Genomic DNA, 14,074 nt, shown 5'->3' on the forward strand with positions numbered 1-14,074 from the left:
TTATAAGTATATTAATAAGCATGGAGGTTATTGTTATGAGCAAGAATATCGATTGGGATAATCTCGGTTTTGGTTATGTAGAAACCGACTACCGTTATTTAACTACATATAAAGATGGTAAATGGGATGAAGGCGGATTAATTACTGATGCTAACGTTGTTCTTAATGAATGTGCTGGTGTATTCCAATACGCTCAAACTGTCTTTGAAGGTTTGAAAGCATACTACACTAAAGATGGTCACATCGTATGCTTCCGTCCAGATTTGAATGCAGTTCGTTTGAATCAATCTTGTGAACGCCTTGTAATGCCTACATTACCTGAAGGTCGTTTCCTTGAAGCTGTAAAAGAAGTTGTAAAAGCAAACAAAGACTTTGTTCCTCCTTATGGTCATGGTGCAAGTCTTTATATTCGTCCATACATGATGGGTACAAACTCCGTTATCGGTGTAAAACCTGCGGATGAATATCAATTCCGTGTATTTACTACACCAGTAGGCCCTTACTTCAAAGGTGGCGCTAAACCAATCAAAATTCGTATCACTGATTTTGATCGTGCAGCTCCTCATGGTACTGGCCATATTAAAGCTGGTTTGAATTATGCTATGAGTTTGTATGCTATTACTGATGCACATGAAAAAGGTTATGCAGAAAACATGTACCTTGATGCGGCTACTCGTACATATGTAGAAGAAACTGGTGGTGCGAACTTTATCTTCATCACTAAAGATGGTCAATTAGTTACACCTAAATCCGATAGTATTTTGCCATCCATTACACGTCGTTCTTTGATGTATGTAGCAGAACACTACCTTGGTATGACTGTAGAAAATCGCCCTGTTCATAAAGATGAATTAAAAGACTTTGCTGAAATTGGTCTTTGTGGTACAGCAGCTGTTATTTCTCCAGTAGGTCAAATCGATACTCCAGAAGGTACTATTAATGTACCAGCTGGTATGGATGATATGGGGCCTATCACTAAAAAATTATATGACACATTACTTGGCATTCAACATGGTGAAATTGAAGCTCCTGAAGGCTGGGTAGTTAAAATTTGCTAATCTTTTAATAGATTAATCTAGTAGATTATATAATTTAACACGTAAATAGAAATGGCATCTATCGTTGGATAGATGCCATTTTGTATTATTTTGTTATGTTAAATTCGCACTTAGGCTATTGTACAATTAGTTATAGACTATTAGTAAAACTAGTTATTAGTTAGATTTTGCACGACTTGTAACTTTAGCCATGAATTTTTCGTTATTAATAACAAATCGTTCATGAGTTCCTCGACCAATGATACCAACGCCGTCAGATGCTTCAATATCAAAGGTTATTTTACGTCCTTCTACAGCACTAACTGTAGCTTTAGCAGTTACTGTTGCACCAAGTGGAGTAGGCGCCTCGTGAGTAATGGATAGAGCGATACCTACAGTGCCTTCGCCATCTTCTAAATATGGTTGTACTGCTGCTTGTGCTGCTTCTTCCATTAATGCACACATAGCTGGTGTGGCAAAGACCTCTAAAGAACCGGATTTCATTGTTTTAGCAATATTAGATTCTGTAACTGTTACAGTCGCCGTAGCTGTTTGACCTGCTGATACCATAATATACCTTCTTTCATTAAGAATATTCTCGTTATAATAGTATTATACATCTTTCGATAATTTTTATGCTAATGCTATTATACATATTTTATAGATACTACCAGTTAAAAGTAATTATTTTTAACTGGTAGTAATTAGATAAATAGAATGTTTAAGTTCTTACATATAACAGTTCTATAGAATCCGTGATATAATAGAACTAGTTTTTTATAAAACGAGGTATATATGAGTACAAAAAAATTAAAGCCTTCTGGTGAAGGTTGGGTACAGTTAATAGCAGGCATTGGTTTTGTCATTCTATTAATTGCCATCAATATAGTAGATCCTACATTCTATCCTACCATGTGGCATTTAGCGACGAGTGGATCTATGGATGAGATAGCAGAGTATATTCAAGGCTTTGGTCCTATGGCTATGGTCGTTAGTATGCTTCTCGATATTTTTGTTAATGCTGTTGGTTTCTTACCGTCCATATTTATCTCTACCGCAAACGGTTTAGTGTTTGGTATGTGGCCAGGCATCATTATTTCTTGGCTTGCAGAAACAATTGGCGTAGTTATTAGCTTTTACATTATGCGTTACTTCTTGCGTGATACGGCGGATAAGCTTATTGCTAAAAGTACAGTATTGATGAAAGTAGATGATTTTTCCGGTAAAAATGGTTTTGTGGTCATGTTATTTGCCAGATCCTTACCATACTTTCCATCTGGTGTTATCACAGCACTTGGTGCCATTAGTAAAATCAAACCGAGAGACTATATCTTAGCGAATTTAATCGGGAAATTCCCATCTACAGCTCTTGAAGTAGCTATCGGTACAGATATCGTAAATTTCCAAGAGAATATGGGGCGATTAGGAATCATCGTAGTTGTTGCAGGTATTGTATACTTCATTCTTTGGAAAGTATATAAGAACTACATCAATAAGAAAAATACTGAACAAGAGCACGATCCTAATGCTTAACAATCTCTAATTAATTATAATGTTATTCAATTTAGTATATATGAAAGAGGCGATAGTATGAGCTTTTCTCTTCCTGAACGGGTGACCTTAAAAGGTCCTAATTTTATTCGTGAAGTATTTGAACGTGGTGTAGGGGTAGAAGGTTTTATTAGCTTTGGTATTGGCAATCCTGCACCAGAAGCCATTCCTGTTGAGGTTATTGAAAAGGCTTTTGATGAAGTGGTTCACTCTAATCCCATGAGTCTTTTACAATATGGACCAATGCAAGGGGATGCACGTTTAGCAGAATTGACATTAGAGCGTCTTGTAAAAACACATAAGATGAATCCAGAAGGACAAGGTCTTATAATCTCCAATGGTGCTGGGCAGCTATTAGGCCTTGTACCAATTACCGTATTGGAACCTGGCGATGAAGTATACATGGATGAATTTACTTTTACTAGTGCTATCAATTCTGTACGCAATATGGGTGGTAAAGCATTAGGTATTCAGACTGATGAGTATGGCATGATTCCTAGTGAATTAGAAAAAGCTGCTCAATCTGGTAAAGGTAAATATATTTATCTCATTCCTAACTTCCAAAATCCAACAGGTATTACGATGCCGTTGGAACGCCGTAAAGAAATTTACGCTATTGCCTCTAAATATGATTTGTTTATCTATGAAGATGATCCATACGGTGAGATTCGCTTTGCTGGTGAGTATATTCCAACATTTAAATCCTTTGATACAGAAAATCGTGTTCTCTATGCAGGTTCATATTCGAAGACTTTGTCTGCAGGTTTGCGCGTAGGTTTCCTATTTGGCCCAGCGAAGGTAATAGAAGCTATTCAAGCATTAAAAAATAATACAGCAGGACAAATGCCACTAGTTACACAAAAGGTTGTAGCTAACGTATTGGATTCAATCGATTACGATGCACATTTAGAAAATGTACGTAAAGTTTATAAAACAAAATGTGATGCCTTGTTAAATGCTTTTAACAAGTATGCAAGCTCTAAGGTTAAGTTAACACAGCCTACTGGTGGTATGTTCGCATGGATGACGATGCCCGACGATGTAAATTGTGATGAATTCTTCGAAGCATGTATGGACAGAAATATAGGGATTATTAAGTGTGGCGCCTTTGCGGCTGATGGAGCAGGGGAAGGACATGCATTCCGTTTGAGCTATACTGTACCAACAGTAGAAGAAATTACAAAGGGCATGGAAATTCTTGGAGCTTTAACTAAAGAATTCTGTGGTGAGTAATATATTGATAAAGTTTGATATGACATGATACAATGTAACAGTAGATACATTGTATCTACCATATAGAAAAAAAGTTTTACATATAGATGTGAGGTAGTTCCTCAAAGAAAGTAGGTGTTTACTATGGGTTGCGGTAGCAGCAGTGATTGTGGCGGATGCCCATCTCAATCTTCTGGTTGCGGTGGCGGCGCTCCTCAACAACCTCAAGATTTTACAGCTCCATTACACGAGCTTAGTTCTGTTAAACATGTAATCGGCGTAGTATCTGGTAAAGGTGGCGTAGGTAAATCCTCCGTTACAAGCTTGATGGCCATTACTATGGCGCGTAAAGGTTACAAAGTAGGTATCCTCGATGCGGATATTACCGGTCCTTCCATTCCTAAAATATTCGGCATCAAGGAAAAAGCATATGCTGACGAAATTGGTATGTATCCGGTAAAATCCAAAGGTGGTATTGACGTTATGTCTGTTAATCTCCTTTTGGAAAACGATACAGATCCTGTTTTATGGCGTGGTCCTATTTTAGGCAATGTTGTAAAACAATTCTATAGTGATGTTATTTGGAAAGACATCGATTATTTATTCGTTGATATGCCACCAGGAACAGGTGACGTAGCGATTACAGTTTACCAATCCTTGAAATTGGATGGTATCATCATTGTTACATCTCCTCAAGACTTGGTATCCATGATTGTTGAAAAAGCAGTTAAAATGGCTGATTTAATGCAAGTGCCTATTATTGGTGTAGTGGAAAACTACTCTTACTTCCATTGCCCAGATAACGGTAAGGATTACCAAATCTTTGGTGAAAGCCACATTGAAGAAATCCTTCAAAAATACGGTCTATTATTGTTGAATCGTTTGCCAATTGATCCAACTATTGCAAATCTTTGCGATAAAGGTGACATTGAAGCTATTGAGAAAACAAATTTAGAGAACGTATCTCTACCTGAATAGGATTTATATGATAATGAAAGCTGTGCATACCTCGGGATGCACAGCTTTTTTTCACATCTTTTTATCTTGAAATATATTATATTTATGATAAGAGGATATAAATATATTTTAGTTTTTCCTATGTAGGAGGTATGTGTATGAAAAAACTATTAAACTGGATTATTCCAGCGGTCTTTGGTATAGGCCTATGGTTTATTCCGACGCCAGAGGGTTTAACACCTCAATCTTGGCATTTATTCGCCATCTTTGTGGCTACTATCGTAGGCTTTATTACTCAGCCATTACCGATTGGTGGCGTATCCATCGTTGTTATTACTATAGCAGCTTTGACTGGTACTTTGAAAATCGGTGAAGCTATCTCTGGTTTTGCTAACTCTGCTATTTGGCTAATTGTAGGTGCGTTCTTATTCTCTCGTGGCTTTATTAAAACTGGTTTGGGGAAACGTATTGCGTATAATTTGATTGCTGCTTTTGGTAGTAGCTCCTTACGTTTGGCTTATGCATTAGCATTATCTGATTTAATTTTGGCTCCAGCAACTCCATCTAATACAGCTCGTGTAGGTGGTGTTATCATGCCAATTACTACAAGCTTGGCAAAAGCTTTCGGTTCTGAACCTCAAGATGGACCTCGTAAAATTGGTTCCTTCTTGATGCAATCCATTTACCAAGTAAATACGATTACATCTGCTATGTTCCAAACATCCATGGCTGGTAATACCTTGGTTGCTGCTTTAGCACTTCAATCTTTTGGTATTGGCATTACTTGGGGTGATTGGGCTATGGCTGCCATCGTGCCTGGTATCGTTGCATTGCTTATTATGCCGTACTTCATTTACAAAGTATATCCACCTGAAATTAGAGATGCTCGCGAAGCGCAACAAATGATTCGTGAAGAATTAAGAGGCCTTGGTAAAATGTCTTTCCAAGAATGGGTTATGCTAGGCGTATTCGTTTTAGCTTTAGTATTGTGGGCTACATCTCAATTTACAAAACTTGATGCTACAACTGTTGCATTCTTAGGTATTTCTATTTTGCTTGCTACAAGTGTTCTTGTATGGGACGATGTTAAAAGTGAAAAAGGTGCTTGGGATACATTAGTTTGGATGGGTACATTAATGGGCTTTGCCGGTTTCTTGTCCAAATTGGGCTTCATTAAATGGGCAACAGTACTTGTAGGCGGTTATATTCCAGAAGGATCTTGGATTATTGCCTTCGTTATAGCTGTACTTATTAATACATATTCCCACTATGTATTCGCATCTTTAACTGCACATATTTCTGCAATGTTCGTAGCATTTTCTGCAATTGCTATCTCTGCAGGTGCACCACCAATGTTGACATTGTTGATGATTGCATTCACATCTAACTTGTGTATGTCTTTGACTCACTATGCTGCAGGTCCATCTCCTGTAATCTTCAATACTGGTTATGTTCCTCAAAATACATGGTGAAAACTAGGTTTCTTCGCATCCGTAATCAACTTAATTATCTTTATGGGCCTTGGTTCCGTATGGATGAAAGCAATCGGTATGTGGTAAGACAAGATATCCAGAATTTTATATACTTGTAATACATTAAAAACTATATATGTCATAGTTTGATTATAGTGTGGTTACAAAATATACGAAAAGCCGTCCCCTTTGGGGCGGCTTTTTTGTGATAAAATAAGAGTAGTTAATATATTATTAATGTATATGTTGTAATATTATACGTAAATGAACTATTCATGGTGAATATACGAATAGCATCATTATTTTACATAGGAGGAATCTATGAGATTTGATAATGAACAGTTATTGAAATATATTGGTGCTTGTACATCTCCGTATCATACAGTAGATACAAGTTTACAAATGTTATTGGATTCAGGTTTCACAGAACTTAATTTAGATGATGAGTGGCAATTAGACTCTGGTTCTTATGTAGTTAATGTGTTTGGTACTACTTTGTTTGCCTTCCATATAGGAAAGAAACCAGAACACACATTACGTATTGCTTCAGCGCATACGGACTTTCCTGCAATTCGGGTTAAACCAAATCCTATTACATCAGTAAAAGGTTATACCAAGTTAAATGTGGAAATGTATGGTGGCCTCATTGAAAATACATGGCTTGATCGTCCTTTAGGGGCTGCTGGTACTGTGGTATTAAAAGGGGAGAATGCCTTTGATGTAGACTCTGTATTAGTTGATACAAAACGTCCTATTGCAATCGTTCCAAACTTAGCTATACATATGAACCGTTCCGTTAATGATGGTGTTAAATTGAATCGCCAAAAGGAAATGCTTCCTATATTAATGATGGATCGTAAGGAAAAGGAGAATTCTAGTAAATCTTTAAATGATCTCAAAAATCCAAGCCTATTCCCAGAGTCTAATATTCAATACGATGAGTGGACTACGTTCTTGGCTGATGAAGTAAACTGTGATCCATCTGAAATTTTGTCTTATGAAATGACATTATACCCAACAGAACAAGGCTGTGTATTAGGGACTGAAGGTGATTTTATAAGTGCGCCTCGTCTAGATAATTTAACATCTTGCTTTGGTGTACTATCAGGGATTATTCAGGCTCGTAAGTCTAATGCTGATGGTGTACGTTGTGCTATTCTTTTTGATAATGAAGAAGTAGGGAGTCGTACTAAACAGGGCGGAGCAGGTATGCTTTTACCAAACCTTATTAAACGAGTATATGATGCATTAGGATATTCTAATCAAGAGATGGATAGTTTCATTTCAAAAGGATTTATGATTTCCTCTGATGTAGCACATGGTTTACATCCAAACTATCCTGAAAAAAATGATATCACTAATATTCCTACACTTAATAAAGGGGTGGCTCTTAAAATAGCATGTAGTCAATCCTATGCTGGCGATGCACGGGCCATTGCAATCGTTAAAGGCTTGTGTGACGAATCTAAGGTGAATTACCAAATTTATGTAAATCGTTCTGATATACCTGGTGGATCTACAGTTGGGTCTATTTCATCTGCTATGTTACCGATGAGAACAATGGATGTGGGCTTACCATTATTAGCGATGCATTCTGCACGGGAATTAATGGGTGCAAATGATCAAGAACAACTCAATCGATTAATGAATCATTTCTTAGGTGATTAATAACGTAGAATATAGAATTAGTTCGATGTACATCGATAAAAGACATATGAGTTTTTGTCATGTACAGCAAATAATGTATTTTATGATTTCGTAATTAATATAATCCTTTAAATATGTGGAAAATATTGTATAATAGTTATATATAATTATGAATATAATACTCATCATAAAAAATGATGAGCTATCCAAATATATTATTTTGACTATAAGTATAGGAAATATTCATATATTAATAAAATTGAAAGCTGATAGTTCACATTAGTGGAAGCTAGTAGGAGGCAATACATGAGAAAAATTAAATCCGTATTGGTTGCCAACCGTGGTGAGATCGCAATCCGCGTGTTCCGTGCATGTAATGAAATGGGTATTAAAACTGTAGCCATTTACTCCAAAGAGGATACATTATCCTTGCACCGTAACCAAGCTGACGAAGCCTATCTTGTAGGGGAAGGTAAAAAACCAGTTGAAGCATATCTTGATATTGAAGATATTATCCGTATTGCAAAAGAACATGATATTGATGCTATCCATCCAGGTTATGGTTTCTTGTCTGAAAACGAAGAGTTCGCTCGTCGTTGTGGTGAAGAAGGTATCATCTTTATCGGACCTCATGTAGAACATTTAAATATGTTCGGCGATAAGGTTAATGCTCGTGCACAAGCTAAATTGGCAGATATCCCAATGATTCCAGGTTCTGATGGGGCATTGCGTGATTTTGAACAATTAGAAGAATTTGCAAATACTCATGGTTTCCCATTGATGATTAAAGCCGTAAATGGCGGCGGCGGCCGTGGTATGCGTGAGGTTCATCGTAAAGAAGAACTTCGTGATGCATATGATCGCGCTAAATCTGAAGCGAAAGCTGCCTTTGGCGATGATGATGTATATGTAGAAAAACTTATTGTTGAACCTAAACATATTGAAGTACAAATCTTAGGTGATGAACATGGTAATGTAGTTCATTTACATGAACGTGATTGCTCTGTACAACGTCGTCACCAAAAGGTTGTTGAAATGGCTCCAGCTTTTGCATTGCCATTGGAAACTCGTAAAGCCGTATGTGATGCAGCCGTAAAAATCATGAAAAATGTTGGCTACGTTAATGCTGGTACTGTAGAATTCTTGGTAACTGCTGATGGCTCCTTCTATTTCATCGAAGTTAACCCTCGTATCCAAGTAGAACATACTGTAACAGAAATGATTACAGATATTGATATCGTTCATTCTCAAATCCGTATTGCTGAAGGTTATGACTTACATAGCCCAGAAGTAGGCATTCCAGCACAAGATGAAGTTCCTTGTAAAGGTACTGCAATCCAATGTCGTATCACTACAGAAAATCCTAAAAATAACTTCATGCCTGATACAGGTAAAATCTTGGCATATCGTAGCTCCGGTGGCTTTGGTATCCGCTTAGACTCTGGTAATGCTTTCACAGGTGCCGTAGTAACACCTTACTATGATTCCTTGCTTGTAAAAGCGACTGCATTCGGTCCTAACAACGAAGAAACTATTCGTAAAATGCTTCGTTGTTTAAAAGAATTCCGTATTCGTGGCGTTAAAACTAATATTCACTTCTTGATTAACGTTCTTGAAAATCCTGAATTCCAAAGCGGTAACTACACTGTTAACTTCATTGAAGACCATCCAGAATTGTTTGAATTAAAACCAGACCGCGATCGTGGTACTAAATTATTGCGTTACATTGCTGACGTAACAATCAATGGCTACTCTGGTGCAGGACCTCAAGTGGTACCTGATTTTGAACCAATTCAAATGCCATCTGATTTAGATGTATCTCCAGCATCTGGTACAAAACAAAAATTTGATGAATTAGGACCAGAAGGCTTCAGTAAATGGTTATCTGATCAAAAACAAGTATTCTTTACAGATACAACATGGCGTGATGCTCACCAATCCTTATTTGCTACACGTTTACGTACCATTGATATGGCACGCGTAGCTGGTCGTGCTGCAAAAGGTGTTCCTAACTTATTCTCCTTGGAATGTTGGGGCGGTGCTACATTCGACGTATCCTATCGTTTCTTACATGAAGATCCATGGGAACGCTTACGTATGTTCCGTCGCGAAGTGCCTAATACATTACTTCAAATGCTTATTCGTGGCGCTAATGCTGTAGGTTACACATCTTATCCAGATAATGTAGTTCGTCAATTTATTCAACGTGCTGCTGCTAATGGTATTGATGTATTCCGTGTATTCGATAGCTTAAATAGCCTTGATAATATGCATGTAGCTATTGATGAAGTTCGTGCACAAAACAAAATTGCTGAAGTAGCATTGTGCTATACAGGCGATATTCTTGATAGCAACCGTCCTAAATACAATTTAGACTACTATGTAAATATGGCTAAAGAGCTTGAAAAAGCGGGTGCTAATATTATTGCTATCAAAGATATGGCTGGTTTATTGAAACCTCAAGCTGCTTATAATCTTGTATCTGCTTTAAAAGATGCTGTTACTGTACCGATTCATTTACATACACATGAAGGTTCTGGCAATGCTATCTATTCCTATGGTCGCGCTGTAGATGCTGGTGTAGACGTTATCGACTTAGCATACTCTGCATTTGCTAATGGTACATCTCAACCTAGCATGAACTCCATGTACTATGCATTGAGTGGACATGACCGTCAACCTGAAATGAACATTGATTACATGGAAGAAATGTCGCATTACTTTGGCAGCATTCGTCCTTACTACAAAGGTGTAGATAAAGCAGAAGCATATCCTAACACTGAAGTATATCAACATGAAATGCCAGGTGGTCAATATTCCAACTTGCAACAACAAGCTAAGATGGTAGGCCTTGGTGATCGTTGGGCTGATATTAAGAAAATGTACCACCAAGTAAATATGATGTTTGGTGATATCATCAAAGTAACGCCTTCCTCTAAAGTTGTAGGCGATATGACATTGTACATGGTACAAAATAATTTGACTGAAAAAGATATTTACGAAAAGGGCGATGTATTAGACTTCCCTCAATCCGTAGTTGAATTCTTTGAAGGGCGTCTTGGCACTCCATACCAAGGATTCCCTGAAGAGTTACAAAAAATTATCTTGAAAGGTGCAAAACCAATCACAGTTCGTCCAGGTGCAGTATTGCCTCCAACAGACTTTGAACATGTTCGCAATGAATTGAGTGAAATGGGTGCTCAAACAACTGATGAAGATATCAGTGCATACTGCTTGTACCCTAAGGTTTACCAAGATTACAATAAATTTGTAAAAGACTTTGGTAATGTATCTGTACTTGATACTCCAACATTCTTCTTCGGTATGAAACGGGGCGAAGAAATTCAAGTAACTATCGAAAAAGGTAAAACATTGATCATCAAAATGAACGGCTTATCTGAACCAGATGAAGATGGTAACCGTATCGTATTGTTCGAGTTCAATGGTCAACCTCGTGGTATTAAAGTTCATGATAAACATGCTAAGACTACTGGCGTTGTTCGTCGTAAAGCGGATGAATCTAACCCTGGTGAAATTGGTGCTACATTGTCTGGTTCCGTTGTTAAGATTCTCGTTAAAAATGGTCAATCTGTAGCTAAAGGTGAGCCATTGATCGTTACAGAAGCGATGAAGATGGAAACTACAATTACTGCTCCTATTGATGGTATCGTAGAAGAAATCCTAGTTCGTGAAGGTAGCCGCATCGAATCTGGCGACTGCTTACTTCGCGTTGAAGATGCTCCTAAACGTTAATTTAATACGATTTAGCACGTAAGTGCATACTAAAGAACCCCTTATAACACTTTTGATTATAATCTTCTTAAAAAGATTGTAATTCATAGGTTTATAAGGGGTTCTTTTGGTACTTTTCCTACTAAATATGGTACTATGTATAAACAAAGAACGACTTAGTAATAATCCAAAAAACCAGCCACCATGGCTTGGGAGGATTAAACTAAGTCGTTCATTTATTAATAGCATACCAAATGAAAAAGATTTAGACAAGTCAGTACTATTAAGTAGCATTATATGGTTCTTTTTGTACTTTTCCTACTAAATATGGTACTATATAAGGTATAAGAAAATAGGCGTATTGTGCCTTTTTCATGATTACTGACTGATTAGAAAAAGGAGTAGTAACAGATGAGATGTCCTTATTGCCAACACACAGACACGAAGGTAACAGACTCTAGAACGACTGATGAAGGTAATAGTATTCGCCGTCGCCGTGAATGTATCAATTGTGGCCGTCGCTTTACTACCTATGAAATTATAGAAGAAGTACCACTTATGGTATTAAAGAAAAACGGACGTCGTGAATTATTTGATCGCGGTAAATTATTAAATGGTCTATTGCGCTCTTGTGATAAACGTACCGTACCAATGTCTGTGATGGAACAAGTAGTGAATGATGTAGAGCGCGATATTCGTAATGAAATCAACCAAGAAGTAACTACTGATCGTATAGGTGAACTTGTATTGCAACAATTAAAAGATATCGACCAAGTTGCATACGTTCGCTTTGCTAGCGTATATCGTAAGTTTGATAATATTGATAGCTTTATGGAAGAACTGAAAGCATTAAAAAAACTAGATGCTAAAAAACCAAAACGTGGTTAATTACTAATAGTATATGTGAGGCTTTATGATAGATTTACACTGCGATACGATAATGAAGTTAATAGATTATCCTAGTAATGGAGATTTGTATCGTAATACTTTGAAAGTCGATATAGAAAAATTACAAAAGGCTCACAGCAAGGTGCAGGATTTTGCATTATTTATCAATCTTGGTGATACAAATGACCCTTATGGTCGTTATGAAGCGATGCGTAATTTATGTACATCACAAATTCATCACTATGGAGAGCACATACAACATGTGCTCTCTTATCAAGATGTAGAGTCTGTATATGAGACTGGTAAGATTGGAGCTCTCATGTCTATTGAAGAGGGCGGCGTACTAGGTGGTGATTTAGATAAACTTAAACAAGCTTATCAAGATGGGGTTCGACTTATTACGCTTACCTGGAATTACCCAAATGGACTGGGTGAGCCACATTGTGGTGAGCAGCATAAAAAATTAACATCAAAAGGCGTTGAATTTGTAGAGGCTATGCAAGATTTAGGGATAATCGTTGATTGTTCTCATCTAAATGATGCTGGTACTGAGCAACTAGAAGATATTTTAGATGTACCATTTGTAGCATCACACTCCAATGCACGTGAAGTTACAGCCCATACTAGAAATCTACCAGATAATTTGATTAAGCTTATTGCTAATAAGGGTGGTGTTATAGGCCTTAACTTTGCCCAATCTTTTTTAGGCACATCACCGATAAGTCGAATTGAAGATATCGTAAAGCATGGCTTATATCTCATCAATAAAGGCGGGGAGGATGTAGTTGCATTAGGAACCGATTTTGATGGTATTAAGCCGGATACAGAAATTAAAGACATTTCTGAAATGTATCGATTATACGATGCATTTAAAGAAGCTGGTTTATCTGTGGAACAATGTGAAAAATTATTCTGGAAAAATGCAGATAGACTGTTAAAGGAGATTTTATAATGACTGATTTAAATCCAATCATTGCAGATCGTTTTACGGAGCATTTGGAAGTCTTTGGCAAGACAATGGAGCATATGGATACCATTCAAGAGATTGCATATCGCTGTAAGGCGGCTTTAGAGAATGGCAATAAAATTTTGTTCTGTGGTAATGGCGGTTCTGCTGCGGATTCTCAACATTTAGCAGCAGAATTGATTTGTCGCTTTAAAAAGGAACGACGCTCTTTAGCGGGTATTGCATTGTCTACTGATACATCTGCATTAACAGCTATTGCGAATGACTATGATTTTGAATCTGTTTTTGCACGTCAAGTAGAGGGCTTAGGCCGTACAGGTGATGTTCTCATCGGTATTTCTACATCTGGGAACTCCAAGAATGTTGTGAAAGCTGCAGAAATGGCTCGTTCTATTGGTATGCATACCATTGCTTTCACCGGTGAAGGCGGTGGGAAACTAGCTGAATTATGCGACATTACGTTGGCTATTCCAAGTAATGTGACAGCTCGTATTCAAGAAATGCATATATTGGCTGGACATATCATGTGTGAGATTATTGAAGAAGATTACTAACCGTTACGGTCTTATTTATAAATAGATACATGTTTGATGCCAAGTATTTTATGTAAG

At 37.2% G+C, this 14,074-nt stretch carries 10 protein-coding genes and 1 pseudogene; 10 read left to right on the forward strand and 1 reads right to left on the reverse strand.

All coding sequences use genetic code 11. The annotated features are described in order from the left end of the window. The first annotated feature begins 35 nt into the window (after positions 1-35). Positions 36-1,058: a branched-chain amino acid aminotransferase gene (locus tag ACGHIY_RS03680; protein WP_316582007.1), complete on the forward strand. Its 1,023-nt coding sequence runs from the start codon at positions 36-38 to the stop codon at positions 1,056-1,058. A 156-nt stretch (positions 1,059-1,214) separates the two neighbouring features. Here the strand turns inward: ACGHIY_RS03680 and ACGHIY_RS03685 are convergent, their stop codons facing one another. Beyond that, positions 1,215-1,607: a thioesterase family protein gene (locus tag ACGHIY_RS03685; RefSeq protein WP_005386914.1), complete on the reverse strand. Its 393-nt coding sequence runs from the start codon at positions 1,605-1,607 to the stop codon at positions 1,215-1,217. Between the two features lie 225 nt (positions 1,608-1,832). On the opposite strand from ACGHIY_RS03685, the gene ACGHIY_RS03690 reads away from it, so the two are divergent. The 9 genes and pseudogenes from ACGHIY_RS03690 to gmhA all read left to right on the forward strand — a co-directional run bounded on the left by ACGHIY_RS03690 (position 1,833) and on the right by gmhA (position 14,017). Next, the gene (locus tag ACGHIY_RS03690) at positions 1,833-2,570 is read left to right on the forward strand and encodes a TVP38/TMEM64 family protein (RefSeq protein WP_316582008.1); all 738 of its coding nucleotides are present in this window, start codon (positions 1,833-1,835) and stop codon (positions 2,568-2,570) included. A gap of 57 nt (positions 2,571-2,627) precedes the next feature. Beyond that, complete coding sequence (locus ACGHIY_RS03695; RefSeq protein ID WP_390525719.1) at positions 2,628-3,821, forward strand: PLP-dependent aminotransferase family protein; 1,194 nt, start codon at positions 2,628-2,630, stop codon at positions 3,819-3,821. A 123-nt stretch (positions 3,822-3,944) separates the two neighbouring features. After that, on the forward strand, positions 3,945-4,778 hold the full coding sequence (locus ACGHIY_RS03700; protein WP_060924709.1) for an Mrp/NBP35 family ATP-binding protein: 834 nt from the start codon (positions 3,945-3,947) through the stop codon (positions 4,776-4,778). 137 nt (positions 4,779-4,915) lie between these two features. Next, positions 4,916-6,316: pseudogene (locus ACGHIY_RS03705) on the forward strand (anion permease). 234 nt (positions 6,317-6,550) lie between these two features. Beyond that, a complete protein-coding gene (locus ACGHIY_RS03710; RefSeq protein WP_390525720.1) occupies positions 6,551-7,897 on the forward strand; it encodes a M18 family aminopeptidase in 1,347 nt (448 codons plus the stop codon). Positions 7,898-8,182: 285 nt separating this feature from the next. After that, positions 8,183-11,629, forward strand: coding sequence for a pyruvate carboxylase (locus ACGHIY_RS03715; protein WP_390525721.1), 3,447 nt, complete (start codon positions 8,183-8,185; stop codon positions 11,627-11,629). A 390-nt stretch (positions 11,630-12,019) separates the two neighbouring features. Then, a complete protein-coding gene (gene nrdR, locus ACGHIY_RS03720) occupies positions 12,020-12,496 on the forward strand; it encodes a transcriptional regulator NrdR (RefSeq protein WP_119209008.1) in 477 nt (158 codons plus the stop codon). 25 nt (positions 12,497-12,521) lie between these two features. Further along, on the forward strand, positions 12,522-13,448 hold the full coding sequence (locus tag ACGHIY_RS03725) for a dipeptidase (RefSeq protein ID WP_287533626.1): 927 nt from the start codon (positions 12,522-12,524) through the stop codon (positions 13,446-13,448). Further along, positions 13,448-14,017 (forward strand): D-sedoheptulose 7-phosphate isomerase, encoded by a 570-nt coding sequence (gmhA, locus tag ACGHIY_RS03730; protein WP_295215667.1) that lies wholly within the window; start codon positions 13,448-13,450, stop codon positions 14,015-14,017. Before ACGHIY_RS03725 ends, gmhA begins: the two co-directional genes overlap by 1 nt. Positions 14,018-14,074 lie beyond the last annotated feature (57 nt).

Source organism: Veillonella parvula (genome assembly GCF_042850485.1).
Taxonomy (GTDB): Bacteria; Bacillota; Negativicutes; order Veillonellales; family Veillonellaceae; genus Veillonella; species Veillonella parvula_Q.

Coding starts and splice junctions, on each gene's coding strand:
- ACGHIY_RS03725 (WP_287533626.1), top strand. CDS start 12,522: ATGATAGATTTACACTGCGATACGATAATGAAGTTAATAGATTATCCT.
- ACGHIY_RS03700 (WP_060924709.1), top strand. CDS start 3,945: ATGGGTTGCGGTAGCAGCAGTGATTGTGGCGGATGCCCATCTCAATCT.
- ACGHIY_RS03710 (WP_390525720.1), top strand. CDS start 6,551: ATGAGATTTGATAATGAACAGTTATTGAAATATATTGGTGCTTGTACA.
- nrdR (WP_119209008.1), top strand. CDS start 12,020: ATGAGATGTCCTTATTGCCAACACACAGACACGAAGGTAACAGACTCT.
- ACGHIY_RS03680 (WP_316582007.1), top strand. CDS start 36: ATGAGCAAGAATATCGATTGGGATAATCTCGGTTTTGGTTATGTAGAA.
- ACGHIY_RS03690 (WP_316582008.1), top strand. CDS start 1,833: ATGAGTACAAAAAAATTAAAGCCTTCTGGTGAAGGTTGGGTACAGTTA.
- ACGHIY_RS03685 (WP_005386914.1), bottom strand. CDS start 1,607: ATGGTATCAGCAGGTCAAACAGCTACGGCGACTGTAACAGTTACAGAA.
- gmhA (WP_295215667.1), top strand. CDS start 13,448: ATGACTGATTTAAATCCAATCATTGCAGATCGTTTTACGGAGCATTTG.
- ACGHIY_RS03695 (WP_390525719.1), top strand. CDS start 2,628: ATGAGCTTTTCTCTTCCTGAACGGGTGACCTTAAAAGGTCCTAATTTT.
- ACGHIY_RS03715 (WP_390525721.1), top strand. CDS start 8,183: ATGAGAAAAATTAAATCCGTATTGGTTGCCAACCGTGGTGAGATCGCA.